Here is an 18,122-nt window from a genome sequence, read left to right as displayed (position 1 = left end):
GCCTTCTGGGGCGGTTTTCTTTTGCCATATACATACTTAAACAATTACATCATAAAAAATTCCATAACTTATCTGTATAGCATGTTAAGTTTTTCTACACATCTATAAAAATTACGGAAGGGTTTAAACATGAAATGTTCATATCAAGATCTAGATGGAAATATAGTCGAATTAACTTGTGAAAGTTATATACATATACCGTCAGGTGCCAGTGGAAACAAATTGGGAATAGATAATAGGGCAGAAGACTTAATACATATCACTGAAGATTTTAGTTTTTTTAAGAAAACAGAGGCAGATTCAATACCACTCTATCGATTCGCTGTAGATGCTAATTACAATGTTTTTAATAGTGATGAGCTACCAGCTTTGGCACAAATTGGAACCGATTGGAAGGTGCTTAATGAATAACTTTGCGATTGTTAGGTAGCCTATAAGCTAATGCTTTAATATTTTGTAAAATTTATCGAATAGTAAATATTTAACTTATCTTAATACAGGTATTATAAATAGCGAACTGAAAATATAGTCTAAATATTTATAGGCAGTTTTAGACTAGATGTTGATTATATAGAGAGAAAGAACATGAAGCGCCTTATTATATTATTTCTATTAGCTTATGCTACAAGCTCCTTTGCTCAAGTGCCATTCGAAGTCAGTAAAAGTTGTTTTGTAGTGAATGGTAGAAATATTACTGAGCCTTGCTTACTTTCTTCTACAAATAACTCGACATCTAACTTTGAAAGATTAACTTTTGCTAATACAAAAGTTTTTATTAAAGAATCAAATATTTGTTCAAATAACGATTCATGTGTTTCTGTAGGAAGTAATTTGTCGAATTTAAAAGATGCGACTATTTATTATCGTGATTTAAAGACTAAAAAAATTATTGAAAAACCGGAAAAAGATTCATGGACCTGTTTTAAGCAACCGATTGATAAATTAGACTTTTGTATTTCTTATAATTAATAAAATCTATTTTTAATAAAGAAAATTCTAAACTATTCTTGGGCATTAAATGCTTCATGGTAGCTTACATCACCTTTAGGAACATAATTTTGAAAACTTAAGGCTTGGAAGTATTCAGGGGGCACTCCAGCTAGTTTTAGGTCAGGGTATGCTTTAAAACCAAAGCGACTGTAATACTTTGGATCACCTAATAAAACACAACCTTTTGCGCCTAATTTTTTTAATTTTTCTAAAGAGCTATTCATAAGCAATGATCCAATGCCTTGTCCTTGCTTATTCGGCGCGACAGATATAGGTCCTAAGCCATACCAATTCTTTTCACCTGATGAAATTTGCACTGGTGAAATTGCCACATGCCCAACAATAGTATTATCTTCAACCGCAACTAAAGAGACTGTAAGTTGTTTGTGCTTTCTTAAATTATTAACAATAAAGTGTTCAGTATGGCTTGTATGTTCAGCATTTAGAAATGCCGCTTTAGTCAATTCTTCAATTTCTTTAATATCTTCTTCTCGCTCATCGCGAATAAAAATATTCATCTTAAGTTTGATCCGTTTTTCTCAGCTACTCTTTTATTTTTAGCATCAATCGGCTTAGTTAGGCATAAATTTCAATCATAAAAACTTGTATAATTCATAAATAAAATAAATGAAAGTAATATTGATAATCAGTATCAAATGATAATTATTCTTTGTATTATTCATGTAATTTTTTAAAGCTACTTAAAGATTATGCAAAGGACTACGAAACACTTTCAAATTAATGCATTAGCACTTGCAATAGCAATGAGCACAATTTCAGCGCATGCAGAGACTGATCAGCAGACTTCGGAATATGGAACTCTTCCTACCATTAAAGTAAAAGCTGGAAGTGGCCAAGAAAATGAAAAAAGTTATATAGCAGGGAAAACAGATACAGCGGTTCCACTGGGTTTATCTGTTCGTGAGGTTCCACAATCTGTTTCTGTCATTACTCAACAGCGTTTACAAGACCAGCAATTGTCAACTTTGGTTGAGGTCGCCGAAAATGTTACAGGGGTAAGTGTCAACCGTTATGAAACCAACCGAGGTGGAATCTATTCACGTGGTTTTGTAGTAGATAACTATATTATTGATGGTATTCCCACCACATATAGCTTGCCTTGGTCTTCAGGTGAAATTTTCTCAAGTATGGCCTTATATGATCATATTGATGTAGTTCGAGGGGCAACAGGTCTTACATTTGGTGCTGGAAACCCATCTGCTGCGATTAATATGGTTCGTAAGCGTGCTACGAGTACAGAGCCAACAGCTAACGTAGAAGTGAGTGCAGGGAGTTGGGATAATTACCGTGTTATGGGTGATATTGCCAACTCCCTTAATCAATCAGGGACAGTACGTGGACGAGCAGTGGCCCAATATGAACAAGGCGACAGCTATACCGACTTGTTGTCTAAAGAAAAGCTATCTTTACTGTTAAGTGCTGAAGCGGATTTATCTGAAAATACCCTTTTATCGGGTGGGGTAACTTATCAGGAAGATGATCCGCGTGGACCAATGTGGGGAGGTTTACCTGTCTGGTTTAGTGATGGCACAAAAACGAACTGGTCTAAAAATACCACTACAAGTGCTGACTGGACACGCTGGAATGTTAAATATACCAACCTATTTGCAGATTTAACTCATAAATTTAATGACAACTGGTCAGCTAAACTATCTTATTCTCATGGTAAGCGTGATGCTAATTCTAAGCTTTTATATGTTTCAGGTAGTGTAGATAAAAATACTGGTCTAGGGCTATCTCCTTATGCATCAGCGTATGACCTTGAGGTAGAGCAAGATAATGCTTCTTTGCAGTTCAATGGTAGTTTTGATTTGTGGGGCTTAGAACAAAAGGTTGTTTTGGGTTATCAATATTCCAATCAGGACTTTACAGCATATGCTCGTTCAACTGATACAAAAATGGAAATTGGCAATTTCTTTGAATGGAACGGCAGCATGCCTGAGCCAGTGTGGAATGCACCTACACTCAATGAGAAATATAATATTGAACAAAATGCACTATTCGCTGCGACTTATTTAAATCCGATTGAGCCTCTAAAATTTATTTTAGGTGGACGTTTTACAAATTATGAAAAGAATATATATGGTCGTAATTCATCCATAAAATATGACCACGAATTTGTTCCTTATGCAGGGGTTATCTATGATTTCAATGATGTTTATACTGCTTATGCAAGTTATACCAGTATTTTTCAGCCTCAAGACAATAAAGACTTTGATGGAAACTATTTAGACCCGGTTGAGGGAAACAGTACTGAAGTAGGCTTAAAATCTGCATGGTTTGATGGACGTTTGAATGGTACTTTAGCGCTTTATCATATTAAGCAAGACAATTTAGCTCAGGAAGCAGGACAAGTTACTCGTAACGGGGTAAAAGAAACCTATTATCGGGCAGCAAAAGGTGCGACGAGTGAAGGTTTCGAAGTTGAAGTAAGTGGACAAATCACACCAGACTGGAATATTACAGCAGGTTATAGCCAGTTCTCTGCCAAAGATGCAAATGATGCCGATGTTAATACCCAACTTCCTCGCAAGATGATTCAGACATTTACCACCTATAAATTACCAGGCAAATTAGAAAACATAACCGTGGGTGGCGGGGTAAATTGGCAAAGCAGTACATATGTTAATGCTAAGAATCCGAAGAAAGTTATTGAGAAAGTTGAGCAAGGAGATTATGCACTTGTAAACCTTATGGCTCGTTATCAAATTACAAAAGATTTTTCAGCTCAGCTTAATATTAACAACGTATTTGATAAAAAATATTACGGTGTTTTTCCGGCGTATGGCCAAATTACTTTAGGTGCTCCTCGAAATGCGGCGCTAACACTACAATATAAGTTTTAATGAAGTTATTTTTTAAGAGCACCTACGGGTGCTTTTTTTATAATTCTAAAAAAGAGCTAAGTATCAAAAGAGTACTGGTTTTCACCTCTATTTTTTACCATTTGATAAAATTATTTTTAACTAAAATTTTACCGTTCGTCTGCTAATTAAGATAACTAAGTCATGAATTTATATATGAAAATGTGATGGATTTAACTTAAATTTATTTGCTTAAAAATTATACTAATTGATAAAAAATATAACTTGGCTATATTCCAAGAACATATTGCAGAGTTAGCAATATGCATTTCTAGGATGGAATAAAAATGAAAATAAAATTATCGAAAATAGTAATAGCCAGCTCATTATTGATATTTGCAAATATGAGTTATGCAGAGGGAGTAAAACGGTTTTCTGTCTCGGCAGGTTGGTTACATGTAATGCCTCAAGGTAAAGCTAATCCATTTAATATCAATACAAGCGTTAAAAATGGAACAGTTGCTAAAGTTGGAAGCATTTCCCCGACCAGTTTCTTAAACTCCGTTGATCCTAATGCTACAGAGGTAGATGTAGGCGGTGAACCTTTTAATCAAAAAGAGTTTCTTGAACTCGCTTTAAATGATGACTTTTTAAAAGGGCTTCTACTTGATGAAGAAGGCAATATAAAACCTGAGGTAGCAGGTGAGGCAACGATTCAAGGGTTAGAGCAGTGGCATCAAAATGATGCCGGCCTTGAAGTAGATGACACAGACACATTAGGGCTTATGTTTAACTATTATCTCAATGACAATGTGTCTTTACAATTTATTGGAGGCATTCCCCCTAAAGTCGATATTAAAGGTCAAGGCGAAATCTTAGCTCCATTAAGCGGTGTCGCGTTGTCACCACATGAATTAGTTAAAATTCTTTTTCCGAACGGCATTACCTTAGGTCAAGCAGTCCCGATTACTAACTTAGGCAATAAACCTAAAGCAGCTAGTGTTCGTGCTTGGACCCCTGCAATTGAAGCACAATATCAATTTGGGAAGAGTGGGGTGAACAAGTTTAGACCTTATTTAGGTGTGGGTTTAATGTATGCTCATTTTAATGATATTAAGCTAAATGACGAAATTCGTTCTGACCTGATCTCTGCAGGTCATATGATTCAAAATGTATTAGATGGTAAGGCTGGGGCTGCCTTGGATCGTAAAGAGTCTAGTGGAAATATGGTGGTTAAAGTAGATGCAGATGATGCGATTGCGCCTATATTTACTGCTGGTTTTACTTATGATTTTAATGATTCTTGGTATACGGTTGCCTCAGTATCTTATGCAAAACTAAATAATCGAACACAAATTGATGTCATTAACCAAAATACGGGTGCTCGCTTAATTCATGGGTCAACTAAAGTTGATATTGATCCGATCATTACATATTTAGGGGTGGGCTACAGATTTTAATTTTTTAATTATTTGAAGCAGTATCCTGAAGATGAATTTAATAAACTAAAATCTTTGGGATACTTTTTCATTTTACATTTCTTTGTGAACACTACAAAAAAGTCTATAAATCTATGCTGATCGTAATATTGATAGCCAGTATTTATAAGCTAATCAATTAAAACTGTATGAGGTGAGATATGACTAAAATTATCGCTACCCTAGGTTTAGCAGCAATCGTTTCGCTTTCTGTGGCGGCTTGCCAAGGTGAGAATGATACTAAACAGCAAGATAAAACCACGACTCCACACTCAATGGATAAAGACTCCTAATTTTTATAAATTTTAAAGCCTATCGTTAGATGGGCTTTAAAATAACTTTGCTGCGTCTTGCTATTGCTATTCCTAGCTATTGTTAGGGATCAAACTCATCTTGCGTTAATAAGACAACCCCCCTATAGAAAAATATGAATCTTCTTTTGTATGTGCCAGTTGGTTTCCATAACTTGCATTGAATTAAATACGGTTTTTATATGGCATGTACTTAAGCCACTTTTATAAAATGACTCATTATGACCATTACCATAAATTTCGGTTGTAAAAGTTAGAGGGTTGATAAGTTAATTTTAATGATACTCATTTTTGAATAGTGATGAAATAACTTACAAATCCAAACGCTACTCATCAAATCTATACATAAAGTTAAATTTAATAAAAATTATCTTTCTTATAATAATTTAAAAATAATTTTGAGGACTAAAAATGAAAAAAATCATTAAAATTTTATTATTATCTAGTTTGATTTCATCTATACCATTATCTGTAGTTGCTAAAAATGTTGAGACTAAAGTAAGCTTTTTAAAAGGTTCTTCTCAAATTACGTTAACCGGAAAGTTTCAAGGTTATGATGATGTAAGATATCGAGTTTTTGCAAAAAGTGGACAGATTTTAAAATTTAATATTAATAGTTATGGTAATTTAGCTTATATTAATATTTTCGCTCCAGGTCAAAAGCCTGGTAAAGATAAGCCATTATTCGTGGGTTCGACTGTAGGTTTTTCAGGTGAAGTAACGCTACCTGTTGATGGTGATTATATTGTTCAAGTTTATCAAATGAAAAAAAGCGCACAAAGAAATAGAGCAGTTTCTTTTAATCTAGATCTACAAATATTAGATAATAAAAAATAAAATGATAATTAAAAGATTTATATAAAAGCTCTAATAGTTAGAGCTTTTATATAGGCATAAAAATAGCGTAGTGTTAATTTAAATAAATTGAATCAACAATTCCGCATTTTTCAACAAAACTTAAATCATGTGAAACTAATAGCACAGCACCTTCATAACTAGAAATAGCATTTGCAAATAACTCTCTTGACTCGATATCTAAGTGGTTTTCTGGTTCATCAAGTAGTAAAAGTTCAGGCATAGGCTGAGCATGGCTCAAACCTAGTAAAGCAACTTTTAACTTCTCACCACCACTGAGTTGAGCTAAGGGATATGTGCTTTTATCACCACGAATCCGAAGCTGACCTAATAAATTTCTCCACTCTAACTCAGTAATATTTGGGTTAATATTTCTTAAGTTTTCAACAGCAGAGAGATGGTCTAATAAAAAGCTAAAGTTCTGGTCGAGATAGAAGCAATTTGCAAACAGTTTAATTTCATCTGTAGCAGTTACAGCTGATTGATCAATCTGTTTCAGCAAAGTTGATTTCCCAATACCATTTCGGCCAACCAAATGAATCTTTTGACAAGCTCTTAAGGCGAGATGAATTGGTTGTTGTGTCCCATAGTTGAGTTTTAAGTTCTCAATTCTAAGAATTTCTCCTGTTCTTTTGTTAAAAGAGGGGAATATAAATTGTTGGGGCTTAACAGTTTCTAGAAGTACTTTTTTACTCTTCAAGTCTTGCTGGCTTTGATCGATTTGACGCTGATGTTGGGAATGAATTGCTCCTAGGCTTTGCCCAGCCTGTTCTTTTTTAAAATCGAGCAAAATTTTAGCTTGCGAGTTTGAGTCACGAAGTTTGTTGCCAGCACGTTCACGTTTTTGGGCTTTCATTAAAACTTCATGCTGCTTTTGCTTCATGTGCTTAACTTCACGTTGATGCTGATGTACTGACTGTTCTAAAGCCTCGATTTGGGACTGATATTGCTCATAAAATTTTTCATAATTTCCTGTAGTGTGCTGTAGGCCATGCTCATTTAAGTGATAAATATGGTCGACTTCATTTAACAAAGTCAGATCATGACTAATAATAAAAGCGCCTGCTGGATGTTTCTTTAACTGAGCAATTAGCCACTGTCTAGCTTCTTGATCGAGATGGTTGCTTGGCTCATCAAGTAATAGGTAATGATCAGTTTTTAAAAATAATGCGGATAAGGCTAACTTGGTTTTTTGGCCTTCGCTCAACTGCTTAACAGGAAAGTCTAAATCGGTTGGTAGCTGAGCAGATCGTAGTAAAGCCTCCCAAATATTAGGAAGATCCCAATGTCCTTCTAACAAATCATAATCATCGTATTCAGCTTCGCCTTGTTCCACTCTTTGAAAAGCGTTGTAAAGATGGTTGACCTCTAAAGCTTCTGCAATTGTGACTGATTGGAGACGAGTGAGCTGAGATAAATATGCATGATTGGTTTGCCAGTTTATTTGACCACTTATATGCATTTCTCTAGTGGGTGAAATCTTGTGAAGCAATTGCATAAGTAAAGACTTACCTTGACCATTGCGGCCAATTAAGGCTGATACTTGATGATGCTCAAGTGAGAAATTCAATTCTTTAAACATCACTTTTGAAGGAAACTCCAAAGTGAGTTGTGATATTACACATGCCTGCTGCTGAGTCATAAGAACCTCATAAATACAGGATGTACAAAATAGGAATGTAAAGCTTTAAATAAAGACGCTAAGTCACTAAAGAATAGTCTATTTTGCACATCAAAAAAGAGAAAATTGATGAGAAAAAAGACTTACTTCATTGGCGTGACTCACAAAATAGAGGGTAAGAGAGCAATAGTGTATAACGGTTTTTAAGCTGTGTAAAACTTATGCATTTTTTATGATAAAAAGCCTAATCAATGGATTAGGCTTTTAGTCGACTCAGCAATTATTCTTTTACCACCAAAACTTGGATTTTAGTGCTGTTTAGAACATCTTGTGCAAAACTACCCAAAATAAGTTTTTGGAAACCTTTACGACCATGTGAACCAATAACAATCAGGTCTGAACCCAACTCTTCTACAGCTTTAAGAATGCCATCAGATGAGATTTCACCTTGAATAATTTGTGTTTCAATATCAACACCTTCTTCAGCGCATAGGGCTTTTACTTTCGCAAGTGTTTTTTCTGCATTAGCACGCGCTTCAACAAAATAATCTTTTACAACAGGAGAGATGTAATAGAAATCGACACTACTAAACGGGTCCACTGCAACCAGACTAATTGCTGTAAGTTTACTACCAAAAGCTTTAGCGATATGGGCCGCTTGTCGTGCTGCTGCCAAAGAAATCTCAGAACCATCTACAGGTACAATAATATGTCGGTAATTCATAATGTTATTCCTCTTATTTACAAGTTGTTATATGTATGAAGCTTTTCTTACTTAAAGATTAACACATTTGTTTAAAGGTAGAAATCAATTCAATTCACTTGTACTTAAATTAAATAGTATTTAATTATATATTTGATTTTTAATGCTTTTATTTGAGATTGATAAAGAGGGAGTTGAAACTAAGCCCAATTTAATTTTTTAGAAGAACTTTACAATAAATTACCTTTCATATTTTTGTCACACAGAAATCGTATAACCGAATCATATGTAAGGGGGAAGTAGTAAGATATGGCCGATTTAACAGCAAAGAAAGTCAGTAAACTTATCGAGGAATTTCGCCAAACTGGTAAAGAGCCAGAAAAGCTAGTGATTGGATATAAAACTTATGCAAGACTCATGGCAGATGATAAGTTTGCAGAAAAAGTTGTTCCTTCGTTAGAAAACTCAAAAGATCGATTATATAAAAATCTAAAAATAAAACTTATTACTGAAAAACATTATTTTGAAGTTAAATAAAATATAAATGTGATATTTATCACATTTATATTTTTGTTGTTTACATTTAGTAGGAATTATTAACATATTGTTTTTAAGTTGATACAAATATGGGGTGTAATCAACATTTGAAAACAGCATTCCTTTACAGACTCGATAGAATAAATTGCTTTTATTTTTAAGTAGTGGAATAAATTGAATGCCAAGTATTAGTGTAATTTTATTTTATATTTTAGCTATTTTAGGCTTTTGCTCTGCTGTGGGAGGATTATTAAGTTTAAGCATGTTTTTAATCATCATCGGTATTGGGCTTATTTGTGCAGCTTTTTTGCTAAAAAAAGAATTTAAAATTGATGTTTTATTCTGGAAATAATCATTGGTTATAAATGATTAAATTAATAAATATAATTAGTTTTCACCTCATACAAATGAGGTGTAATTTAAATATTTTAATATGATATATATTATTTTAACTTAAATTGATGTGGCTTTTATTTTTCAAAAATCTTATTACAATTCTAAATAAAATCAGAAATTAAAAAATACATTAAGTATTTAAAAATAAAAAGATTTCAATTACGATGAAAGACCAATAAATTAGTTACTGTGGCATTAGGTAAAAAATAACAAAAGCGAGGTGAACACATGACCTATAAATATGAATATGCAGGGTTTTGGTTAAGATTTGGCGCAATGATCATTGATACTCTTATTCTTTTTTTAGCAATTATTCCAGCCGCATGGATTTTTTATCATGGAGATTACGATCTCATATTTGCTACAGGTATGAGTAGTAAACCGCAAAACTATTGGTTTGATATGATCGTAAATTATGCATTTCCATTTTTATATACTGTTTTGTGTTGGATCTACTTTGCAGGGACTCCAGGAAAACGTCTAATGCGTTTAAAAGTTCTCGATGAAAAGACAGGTAATAAGTTAACTTTCGTACAATCTCTCATTCGCTATATCGGATATATTCCATCTATTTTAGTGTTTTGTATCGGTCTTATTTGGGTCGCATTTGATGCTAAAAAACAAGGATGGCATGACAAGATGGCGAAAACAGTGGTGGTTAGAGAACTATGAGTTATAGTCACAGATGAATTAATAAAAAATTACAAAAAAAATCTTGTGCCTTGTAGAGTAAAACCTATACTTGCCGCGAGTTTATTTAACGGAGATCCTAAATGGGTAGTTGTTCGAGGTTCGAGTTTAATTATCAATTAAACCAAAGCCAATACTGAGCAAGGTAACCTTTAGGAGAGGCTATCTTGCAATGAGATAGCTTTGTTAAAAATTAGATTAAACCTATACAAATTACTTGATTTGTAATCATTCACTTCAGCATTTATCTGTTTAGTTTCTCGCTAGAAATGGGGAGAAGCCAATGTTTTTATACGCTTCCATACACGACCGTTGTATCTACCAGATTTTAATCTTGGTAAACAATTCGTCTCATGCGATTCAAAGCATTCGGACCATGTGCAGTTATGTGACATTCCGTCAACGTTGGTCTGGCTTTGGGCTAATTTTCTCTTCTTCATCGTAAGTCTACGATCTCCTATTCCTTTCTAAATTAAAAAATTTAAAAGACTTTATTTTCAATAAGGTCGAGAGCTTTGTACGCCTAAAAAATGGAGGATTTCGTGATGAAATTCTGGCAACGACTCTTCACAGCATTTTTAAAAAGATTTCATTTGATGCGTTTTTTCGGTCGTAATCGATCTTTTAAAGAGCTACATCAATCTAGTTATGCTCAAGAAATTAGCAAAAATTTATCTAAGCGTTTGCTTAATGCATCAAGGGTTCAAACGAATGATCTATTAAAACAATTCGATACTCATTTGACGGGGCTTACAGAAGAGCAAGCGTATACCCAACAAATGACGGTGGGGCTTAATGAAGTTACTCATGAAAAGCCATTAACTTGGTGGCAACACCTTTGGTATTGCTACCGTAATCCGTTCAATATTTTACTTAGCCTTTTGGCATTGATTGCTTTCTTTACCGATGATCTAACGGGTTCAACCATTATTAGTGTGATGGTAATTCTTTCAACACTACTTCGTTACTGGCAAGAAGCAAAGTCAAATCAAGCTGCGGATGCCTTAAAGGCAATGGTGAGTAATACTGCTACAGTATTGCGCCATCAAGTCAGTGCAGAAGATTTAGAACTTATACATGAGCGTTATGGCATTGATACTAAAAATCAAACCACTCACCAATTTGAAATACCAATTCAGTATTTAGTGCCGGGTGATGTAATTTTATTATCTGCGGGTGACATGATTCCTGCGGATTGTAGAATTTTGTCTGCTAAAGATTTGTTTGTCTCTCAAGCTGCAATGACTGGTGAATCAATGCCTGTCGAGAAATTTCCGTTGCAGAAAAATCTCGAAGAAACCAGCGCTTTAGAGCTAGATAATATTGTATTCATGGGGACCAATATTGTTTCTGGTTCAGCTCAGGCAGTGGTTTTAAGTACGGGTATTCAAACATATTTCGGTGCATTGGCTCATCGAGTTACGGCTACTGATCGGAGCACGACAGCATTTCAAATGGGTGTCAACAAAGTAAGTTGGTTGCTCATTCGCTTTATGTTGGTGATGGCACCTGTTGTACTTTTCATTAATGGCTTCACCAAAGGCGATTGGGCCGAAGCATTTTTATTCGCATTATCTGTAGCTGTCGGTCTTACTCCAGAAATGCTACCGATGATTGTGACTTCAACTTTGGCAAAGGGAGCGGTTTTCTTATCTAAAAAGAAAGTGATTGTTAAACGTCTAGATGCGATCCAAAACTTTGGTGCCATGGATGTTCTGTGTACCGATAAAACTGGAACACTGACTCAAGACAAAATCTTTTTATCCCAACATATTGATGTTCAAGGCGGGAAATCAGACTTTGTACTCATGCAGGCATTTTTAAATAGTTATTATCAAACAGGCCTAAAAAATTTGCTTGATGTGGCTGTTTTAGAAGCTGTTGATGATCAGATCAAAATACAGAAGTTACGTTACAAGAAGTTAGATGAAGTTCCTTTTGATTTTGATCGCCGCCGTATGTCAGTCGTGGTACAAACGCCTCAACAAAAAGCCCGTATGATTACCAAAGGTGCAGTTGAGGAAATGTTAAAGGTTTGCCGTTATGTCGAGGTAAATGGCAAAGTAGAGCCTTTAACAAAGCAACGTGAAGTAGCAATTGAGACATTAACTCAACGCTATAACCGAGATGGTTTAAGAGTGGTGGCAGTAGCGTATCGTGAGTTTAAAAATCATCAGGAAAATTATTCAGTTGTTGACGAAAGTGATCTGATTTTAATAGGTTATATTACTTTTCTTGATCCACCTAAAGAGTCTGCCAAAGAAGCTATACAGAGTTTACATGCCCATGGTGTAACGGTAAAAGTGCTAACTGGGGATAATGAGTTTGTCACCCAAAAAGTGTGCCGAGAAATTGGCCTGAATTATGATCAAGTTTTATTGGGCGGTGTAATTGAAACCTTAACTGATCAACAACTCAAAAGAGCAGTAGAGCAATACCACATTTTTGCGAAATTAAGTCCGGTTCACAAAGAACGTATTGTTGAGCAGTTAAAAGCAAATGGTCACGTGGTTGGTTTCTTAGGAGACGGTATTAACGATGCCGCTGCTATACGTGCTGCCGATATTGGTATTTCAGTAGATACCGCAGTAGATATCGCTAAAGAGTCTGCAGATTTAATCTTGCTTGAAAAAAGCCTGATGGTTCTTGAAAAAGGTGTGATTGAAGGCCGTAGAACTTTTGCCAATATGCTGAAATATATCAAAATGACGGCGAGTTCAAATTTTGGTAACGTTTTTTCGGTACTTATTGCGAGTGCTTTTATTCCATTTTTACCAATGCTGCCTATCCACTTATTGATTCAAAACTTACTTTATGATGTTTCACAAATTGTGATCCCTTTTGACAATGTGGATGAAGAGCTAATTGCAAAACCACAGCGTTGGCAACCTGAAGAAGTTGGCCGCTTTATGGTGGTGTTTGGACCGATTAGCTCCATTTTTGACATGATTACTTTTGGGTTAATGTGGTTTGTATTTTCAGCAAATACTCCTGAACATCAGACGCTATTCCAATCAGGCTGGTTTGTGGTGGGTTTACTTACCCAGACATTAATTGTCCATATGATCCGTACAGCTCAAATTCCATTTATTCAGAGTCGTGCCGCGACTCCATTATTAATAATGACAGCGGTGATTATGTGTATCGGGATTTTCTTACCAATGGGTCCTTTAGCAAGCTATTTAAAACTACAAGCTTTACCTTTAAGTTATTTCTTATATTTACCTTTAATTTTAGGTGCTTATATGTGTGTTACTCAATGGGTAAAGAAAATCTATATCCGCCGTTATGGCTGGCAATAAAACAATAGGTGCAAAATGAAATTGCAATTTCTACAACATACAGACTTATCAAATATTATTGATACTTTAATTAGTCTCTCGGTTGCTTTTGTTTTAGGGGCGTTAATTGGGTTCGAACGTCAGTATAGGCAACGTACAGCTGGTCTTCGAACAAATGTTCTAGTTGCGGTAGGTGCGGCAATTTTTGTAGATATTGCAATTAATCTTACTGGAGCAGATGGAGCTGTTCGGGTAATTGCCTATGTTGTTTCGGGTATTGGTTTTTTGGGTGCGGGTGTCATTATGCGCCAAGAAGGCAACATCCACGGTTTAAATACCGCAGCGACTTTATGGTGTTCTGCGGCAGTAGGTGCTGCCGCGGGTGCTGATTTAATTATTGAAGCAATATTGGCGACAGCCTTTATTTTATCTGCCAATACGCTATTAAGACCGATTGTCCATATCATTGACCGTCGTCCGTTAGACGATGACACAGAAGTTTTACATGTAATTTACATTATATGTGACCGAAGTCAGAGCAAGGTCGTTATGGATGAATTAAACCTAACCTTAAAGCATCATAATTATCCTGCTAAAGATATTGATGTCACGCCTTTTGGAGAAAAAGAGGTTGAGATAGAAGTAACGCTAATTGCAACTTCAATTGAAGCAGAAGAAGCACAACACATCATTAATCACTTAAATGCTATGCCACAAATACGGCAGGCTTTTTGGGATAAAAATACAATTAACTAATTTAACGAGAGTTTGCGCTTAATTGTTTATGAATTTCTCTAAATGATGAAGCGCAAACTCTTTCGTTTAAGCCTTATTTTTTAGCTTTAAATTTAAGGACTATAAATACAACAATACCGACAACCAGTCCCCAGAAAGCTGAACCAACACCGAAAAATTGGATACCTGACGCACTACATAAAAAGGTAAATAATGCCGCTTCACGGTCTTCAACTGGACCAAACGCAAGCGCAATGTTGTGACTAATCGTACCAAGTAAGGCAATGCCTGCTAACGCTACAATAAAAATATGAGGAAAAGACATCAGCAAGCTTGTGAGAGTTGCAGCAAATAGCCCCATCAACACATAAAAAAAACCACAGCTTATACCCGCAATATAACGTTTGCTTGGATCAGGATGAACTTGGTCGTCTAAGCTTACGGCAGCACTTATCGCAGCAATATTAACGCTGTAACATCCAAAAGGTGCAAGCACAACTTGAGTTAAACCAGTCCAACCAATTAGTTGATTAACGTGCGGTTTATAGCCATAACTCTTGATCATGGCTATACCGGGTAGATATTGCGATGCCATGCTAATCACAAAAAGTGGTAATGCTAAGCCTAAAAGTGCTGACCAGCTAAATTCAGGACTAATCCAAACGGGTTTAGCCAAGGACCACTCAAGAGTAGGCATATGAAAGTCTAAAAAGACAGGGCAGAGGGCAATACCTGCCAAGGCGGTAAATACAATGCTGTAACGCGGCCATAATCTTTTTGTAATGACATAAATAGCGAGTAAAGATAAAACAAATATCCAATCATTTTGCAAGCTCGCGAAAAGCGAAATCCCAAACTTAAGCAAAACTCCGGCAAGCATGGCACTGGTTAAGCTTTGTGGTATATAGGAAAGCGCTTTTTGGAATATACCTGAAAAGCCTAAAATCGCAGTAAGTAAACCACCTACTAAAAAAGCGCCAATTGCTTCATTTAAACTATAGCCACTACCTGTTGCCATAATTAAAGCGAGGCCCGCAGTTGACCAAGCTGTTGCTACGGGATATTTAAATTTCCAAGAAAGGATGAGTCCTGATAAACCAATACCTAAGCCTAAAGCCCAAAACCATGAGGTGATTTGTTCAGATGACGCACCTAAAGCTTGAGCAGCCTGAATCACTAAAATAGCCGAAACACTAATACCAATAAGAAAGGTAATAAAACCAGCAAATACGGCTGGTATTGAGAAATTTTGAAGAATCTTTTGCATAGCTAAATGTTCTAAGTCCCTGAAAAATTAATATGTTTCTGCCTATGTTTTCAGCTAGGTAAATCTAACAATTTTTTTTAAGAAGGTGCTTTCTATTTTTGACTTTAAAATGAAAGAATATTTTTTAAATAGCCATTAATGGTATTATTTATTTCATAACAAACGGGGAATTTGGGATATTGTTTTATGGATGAGCAGGCTGAAAATTTAACACCTCTTGAATTGAAAATTATGCGCTGTTTACAAGAGAATGGACGTTTAAGTAATGCTGAACTGGCAAAACTTGTTGGCATTAGTACTTCGTCATGTTGGAACCATACTCAGCGTCTTTTTAAGATTGGGGCCATCTTGGATGTACGTGCTCGAATCAATCCGAGTATGGTGCAACGTGAGACTATTGTTTTGGTCGGAGTAGTGCTGGATCGCTCGACACCTGATAGCTTTCAGGCATTTGAACAAGCAGCAGGTGATTTGGAGAATGTTCTAGAATGTTACTTGGTTGCCGGAGAAGTCGATTACTTTCTAAAAATTCGTGTTAAAGATTTGGCTGCTTTTAACCGTTTTCATAGTGAAAAAATTATTGCCTTACCTGGGGTAAGACAGGTGAGGACATTTTTTGTGCTCAATGAAGTTAAAACAGATGGCATGCTGGCATTTTAACAACTTAATAAATTCTGACTTCCTTGACTCGGCAGCTTACATTGTTGAAGTTGCCAGCTTTAAGCCAAATCCGAAAAATAAAATGCCAACTAAGAAAATTCCGCTTGCTGCAATTTTATGGTTTTGTTTGAAAAAAGTTGAAAGTTTAATTCCAGAGAAAATAAGCGCAGTTAAATAACTAAAGCTAATAATTTGTAAAATCACCGCTAAAATTAAAAAGCTTAAAGCTGGATAGGCATAATCCGGTTCAACAAACTGCACAAAGAAAGACAGGAAAAATAAAATCGCTTTAGGGTTGAGTAAACTAATACTTAAGGCTGTTTTATAAGGGTGAACTTTATCTAAAGCAGGTAAATCAGCCATTTCTGCTTGGGGTTGATTACGTAATTTCCAGCGCTGAATACTGCCTTGTAAAAGCTTAAAACCTAAATAAGACAAGTAAAGTGCGCCGACGAGTTTGAGTACGATAAAAACCCAAGGGAATGCTTTTAATAAAGAAGCCGCACCAAGTACAGTACAGAGCATTAAAATTAAGTCACCGGTAAAAATACCAAGTGCCCCCATATATCCGGTTTTAATACCATAGCGTGAAGCAATCGACATCACATAAAGAGAATTGGGCCCTGGCAATAACACAATTAGGAATGTACCAATAATATATGTTGTTAAGTCTGTTATGCCGAACACGAGAAACCCAATAAAAAACCGATTTTTGTCATGATAACAAAAATCGGTAATTTTGTATGAAAAGTGCAGTTTTTAAGATTTAATTTCTGCATCAATTCCAAAAGATTGACGTAATAAAAGACTTAATTGATCTCGCGCTTTAATAAAGCCATCAACACCACCTTGTAAAAGTTGGAATGCCATTAAGTCATGGTTAAGTTCATCTTTAAAACTTTGCTCATCTTGAGCTGGTCTAACAATCGCTTCTGCCTGTTTTGCTTTGTTCGCATCAAGTGCTGCATCGACTGTACGCGTATCTTGTTCAAGCTGCGTTAGCAAGCTTGGAGAGATCGTAAGCAAATCACATCCTGCAAGGCCTAGCACTTGGTCGATGCTACGGAAGCTCGCACCCATGACTTGAGTTGGAATATTTTGCTGCTTGTAGTAAGTGTAGATTTTCTTAACTGAAACCACACCTGGATCTTTCTCGATTGGGTAAGAGTCTACACCTTCAGCTTTTTTGTACCAGTCTAAAATACGGCCTACAAAAGGTGAGATTAAAGTAACTTTGGCATCTGCACATGCTTGGGCTTGATGTAAACCGAAAAGGAGAGTGAGGTTACAAGCAATACCTTCAGCTTCTAACACTTTAGCCGCTTGAATACCTTCCCAAGTCGATGCAATTTTAATAAGAATACGTGACTGATCGATCCCATACCCTTTATAAAGCTCACATAATTCATGCGCTTTTTGAATGGTCGCTTCGGTGTCATATGAAAGTGCAGCATCGACTTCTGTAGAAACACGGCCTTCAATGAGTTTTAAAATTTCTACACCAAATTTTACGGTTAAAATATTAATGGTTCTTTCAATCAGTTCATCATTTTTATAGCCTTCTTCTTTGGCTTGATAATAAGCATCTTCAATGAGCTCTTTACTTTCTGGTTGCTCTGCTGCAGCGGTAATTAACGAAGGATTCGTCGTAGCATCTAAGGGACGAAATTTACGAATTGCTTCAAGGTCGCTACTGTCAGCAACAACGGTCGTTAATGTTTTTAATTGGTCAAGTGCTGTATGAGTCATTGATATTCAACATCTTCAATAAAA

18 protein-coding genes are annotated in these 18,122 nt (G+C 35.6%); 12 read left to right on the top strand and 6 right to left on the bottom strand.

Annotated features, from left to right (window positions below):
- Positions 1-129: 129 nt before the first annotated feature.
- Both EGT34_RS03415 and EGT34_RS03410 read left to right on the top strand, forming a co-directional pair.
- A complete protein-coding gene (locus tag EGT34_RS03415) occupies positions 130-411 on the top strand; it encodes a hypothetical protein (RefSeq protein ID WP_000650375.1) in 282 nt (93 codons plus the stop codon).
- A 174-nt stretch (positions 412-585) separates the two neighbouring features.
- On the top strand, positions 586-969 hold the full coding sequence (locus EGT34_RS03410) for a hypothetical protein (protein ID WP_000825559.1): 384 nt from the start codon (positions 586-588) through the stop codon (positions 967-969).
- 32 nt (positions 970-1,001) lie between these two features.
- Here the strand turns inward: EGT34_RS03410 and EGT34_RS03405 are convergent, their stop codons facing one another.
- Complete coding sequence (locus EGT34_RS03405) at positions 1,002-1,508, bottom strand: GNAT family N-acetyltransferase (protein WP_001019946.1); 507 nt, start codon at positions 1,506-1,508, stop codon at positions 1,002-1,004.
- Positions 1,509-1,700: 192 nt separating this feature from the next.
- On the opposite strand from EGT34_RS03405, the gene EGT34_RS03400 reads away from it, so the two are divergent.
- From EGT34_RS03400 to EGT34_RS03385, 4 genes are all read left to right on the top strand, one after another.
- Positions 1,701-3,857, top strand: coding sequence for a TonB-dependent siderophore receptor (locus EGT34_RS03400; protein WP_001189916.1), 2,157 nt, complete (start codon positions 1,701-1,703; stop codon positions 3,855-3,857).
- Between the two features lie 305 nt (positions 3,858-4,162).
- Entirely contained in the window at positions 4,163-5,275 is a 1,113-nt protein-coding gene (locus EGT34_RS03395) for an OmpW/AlkL family protein (RefSeq protein ID WP_004736587.1), read from the top strand.
- 179 nt (positions 5,276-5,454) lie between these two features.
- The gene (locus EGT34_RS03390) at positions 5,455-5,586 is read left to right on the top strand and encodes a hypothetical protein (RefSeq protein WP_000161254.1); all 132 of its coding nucleotides are present in this window, start codon (positions 5,455-5,457) and stop codon (positions 5,584-5,586) included.
- A gap of 429 nt (positions 5,587-6,015) precedes the next feature.
- Positions 6,016-6,441, top strand: coding sequence for a hypothetical protein (locus EGT34_RS03385; RefSeq protein WP_000720304.1), 426 nt, complete (start codon positions 6,016-6,018; stop codon positions 6,439-6,441).
- A 73-nt stretch (positions 6,442-6,514) separates the two neighbouring features.
- On the opposite strand, the gene EGT34_RS03380 is transcribed toward EGT34_RS03385, so the two are convergent.
- On the bottom strand, positions 6,515-8,101 hold the full coding sequence (locus EGT34_RS03380; RefSeq protein ID WP_000193888.1) for an ATP-binding cassette domain-containing protein: 1,587 nt from the start codon (positions 8,099-8,101) through the stop codon (positions 6,515-6,517).
- A 259-nt stretch (positions 8,102-8,360) separates the two neighbouring features.
- Complete coding sequence (locus EGT34_RS03375) at positions 8,361-8,804, bottom strand: universal stress protein (RefSeq protein WP_024437375.1); 444 nt, start codon at positions 8,802-8,804, stop codon at positions 8,361-8,363.
- Positions 8,805-9,092: 288 nt separating this feature from the next.
- On the opposite strand from EGT34_RS03375, the gene EGT34_RS03370 reads away from it, so the two are divergent.
- The 5 genes from EGT34_RS03370 (at position 9,093) to EGT34_RS03355 (ending at position 14,443) form a co-directional block, all read left to right on the top strand.
- Complete coding sequence (locus tag EGT34_RS03370; protein ID WP_000774578.1) at positions 9,093-9,320, top strand: hypothetical protein; 228 nt, start codon at positions 9,093-9,095, stop codon at positions 9,318-9,320.
- A gap of 178 nt (positions 9,321-9,498) precedes the next feature.
- The gene (locus tag EGT34_RS20955; protein ID WP_001139332.1) at positions 9,499-9,672 is read left to right on the top strand and encodes a hypothetical protein; all 174 of its coding nucleotides are present in this window, start codon (positions 9,499-9,501) and stop codon (positions 9,670-9,672) included.
- A 272-nt stretch (positions 9,673-9,944) separates the two neighbouring features.
- Positions 9,945-10,388: an RDD family protein gene (locus tag EGT34_RS03365; RefSeq protein ID WP_000221476.1), complete on the top strand. Its 444-nt coding sequence runs from the start codon at positions 9,945-9,947 to the stop codon at positions 10,386-10,388.
- A 563-nt stretch (positions 10,389-10,951) separates the two neighbouring features.
- Positions 10,952-13,708 carry a magnesium-translocating P-type ATPase gene (gene mgtA / locus EGT34_RS03360; protein ID WP_000674107.1) on the top strand — a complete coding sequence of 919 codons (2,757 nt, stop codon included), beginning with the start codon at positions 10,952-10,954 and terminating at the stop codon, positions 13,706-13,708.
- 15 nt (positions 13,709-13,723) lie between these two features.
- Positions 13,724-14,443 carry an MgtC/SapB family protein gene (locus EGT34_RS03355; RefSeq protein WP_000775746.1) on the top strand — a complete coding sequence of 240 codons (720 nt, stop codon included), beginning with the start codon at positions 13,724-13,726 and terminating at the stop codon, positions 14,441-14,443.
- A 73-nt stretch (positions 14,444-14,516) separates the two neighbouring features.
- Here the strand turns inward: EGT34_RS03355 and EGT34_RS03350 are convergent, their stop codons facing one another.
- A complete protein-coding gene (locus EGT34_RS03350; protein ID WP_024437112.1) occupies positions 14,517-15,689 on the bottom strand; it encodes a benzoate/H(+) symporter BenE family transporter in 1,173 nt (390 codons plus the stop codon).
- A 186-nt stretch (positions 15,690-15,875) separates the two neighbouring features.
- Here EGT34_RS03350 and EGT34_RS03345 point away from each other — a divergent pair, with 186 nt between their 5' ends.
- Positions 15,876-16,349, top strand: coding sequence for an Lrp/AsnC family transcriptional regulator (locus EGT34_RS03345; RefSeq protein ID WP_000344224.1), 474 nt, complete (start codon positions 15,876-15,878; stop codon positions 16,347-16,349).
- Positions 16,350-16,385: 36 nt separating this feature from the next.
- Here the strand turns inward: EGT34_RS03345 and leuE are convergent, their stop codons facing one another.
- The gene (gene leuE / locus EGT34_RS03340) at positions 16,386-17,036 is read right to left on the bottom strand and encodes a leucine efflux protein LeuE (protein WP_000467074.1); all 651 of its coding nucleotides are present in this window, start codon (positions 17,034-17,036) and stop codon (positions 16,386-16,388) included.
- Positions 17,037-17,108: 72 nt separating this feature from the next.
- The gene (tal, locus tag EGT34_RS03335) at positions 17,109-18,098 is read right to left on the bottom strand and encodes a transaldolase (protein WP_000149857.1); all 990 of its coding nucleotides are present in this window, start codon (positions 18,096-18,098) and stop codon (positions 17,109-17,111) included.
- Positions 18,099-18,122 lie beyond the last annotated feature (24 nt).

The organism is Acinetobacter sp. FDAARGOS_558 (assembly GCF_003937785.1).
Classification (GTDB): Bacteria; Pseudomonadota; Gammaproteobacteria; order Pseudomonadales; family Moraxellaceae; genus Acinetobacter; species Acinetobacter baumannii.
Note: the sequence above shows the minus strand (reverse complement) of the source record. Positions and strands in the feature narration are given on the sequence as shown.

Bases quoted from the DNA above. Each gene is read 5' to 3' on its own strand.
- EGT34_RS03355 (WP_000775746.1), top strand. From the start codon at position 13,724: ATGAAATTGCAATTTCTACAACATACAGACTTATCAAATATTATTGAT.
- EGT34_RS03400 (WP_001189916.1), top strand. From the start codon at position 1,701: ATGCAAAGGACTACGAAACACTTTCAAATTAATGCATTAGCACTTGCA.
- EGT34_RS03405 (WP_001019946.1), bottom strand. From the start codon at position 1,508: ATGAATATTTTTATTCGCGATGAGCGAGAAGAAGATATTAAAGAAATT.
- EGT34_RS03395 (WP_004736587.1), top strand. From the start codon at position 4,163: ATGAAAATAAAATTATCGAAAATAGTAATAGCCAGCTCATTATTGATA.
- EGT34_RS03365 (WP_000221476.1), top strand. From the start codon at position 9,945: ATGACCTATAAATATGAATATGCAGGGTTTTGGTTAAGATTTGGCGCA.
- EGT34_RS03385 (WP_000720304.1), top strand. From the start codon at position 6,016: ATGAAAAAAATCATTAAAATTTTATTATTATCTAGTTTGATTTCATCT.
- EGT34_RS03390 (WP_000161254.1), top strand. From the start codon at position 5,455: ATGACTAAAATTATCGCTACCCTAGGTTTAGCAGCAATCGTTTCGCTT.
- EGT34_RS03345 (WP_000344224.1), top strand. From the start codon at position 15,876: ATGGATGAGCAGGCTGAAAATTTAACACCTCTTGAATTGAAAATTATG.
- EGT34_RS03370 (WP_000774578.1), top strand. From the start codon at position 9,093: ATGGCCGATTTAACAGCAAAGAAAGTCAGTAAACTTATCGAGGAATTT.
- tal (WP_000149857.1), bottom strand. From the start codon at position 18,098: ATGACTCATACAGCACTTGACCAATTAAAAACATTAACGACCGTTGTT.
- EGT34_RS03375 (WP_024437375.1), bottom strand. From the start codon at position 8,804: ATGAATTACCGACATATTATTGTACCTGTAGATGGTTCTGAGATTTCT.
- EGT34_RS20955 (WP_001139332.1), top strand. From the start codon at position 9,499: ATGCCAAGTATTAGTGTAATTTTATTTTATATTTTAGCTATTTTAGGC.
- EGT34_RS03380 (WP_000193888.1), bottom strand. From the start codon at position 8,101: ATGACTCAGCAGCAGGCATGTGTAATATCACAACTCACTTTGGAGTTT.
- mgtA (WP_000674107.1), top strand. From the start codon at position 10,952: ATGAAATTCTGGCAACGACTCTTCACAGCATTTTTAAAAAGATTTCAT.
- EGT34_RS03410 (WP_000825559.1), top strand. From the start codon at position 586: ATGAAGCGCCTTATTATATTATTTCTATTAGCTTATGCTACAAGCTCC.
- EGT34_RS03350 (WP_024437112.1), bottom strand. From the start codon at position 15,689: ATGCAAAAGATTCTTCAAAATTTCTCAATACCAGCCGTATTTGCTGGT.
- EGT34_RS03415 (WP_000650375.1), top strand. From the start codon at position 130: ATGAAATGTTCATATCAAGATCTAGATGGAAATATAGTCGAATTAACT.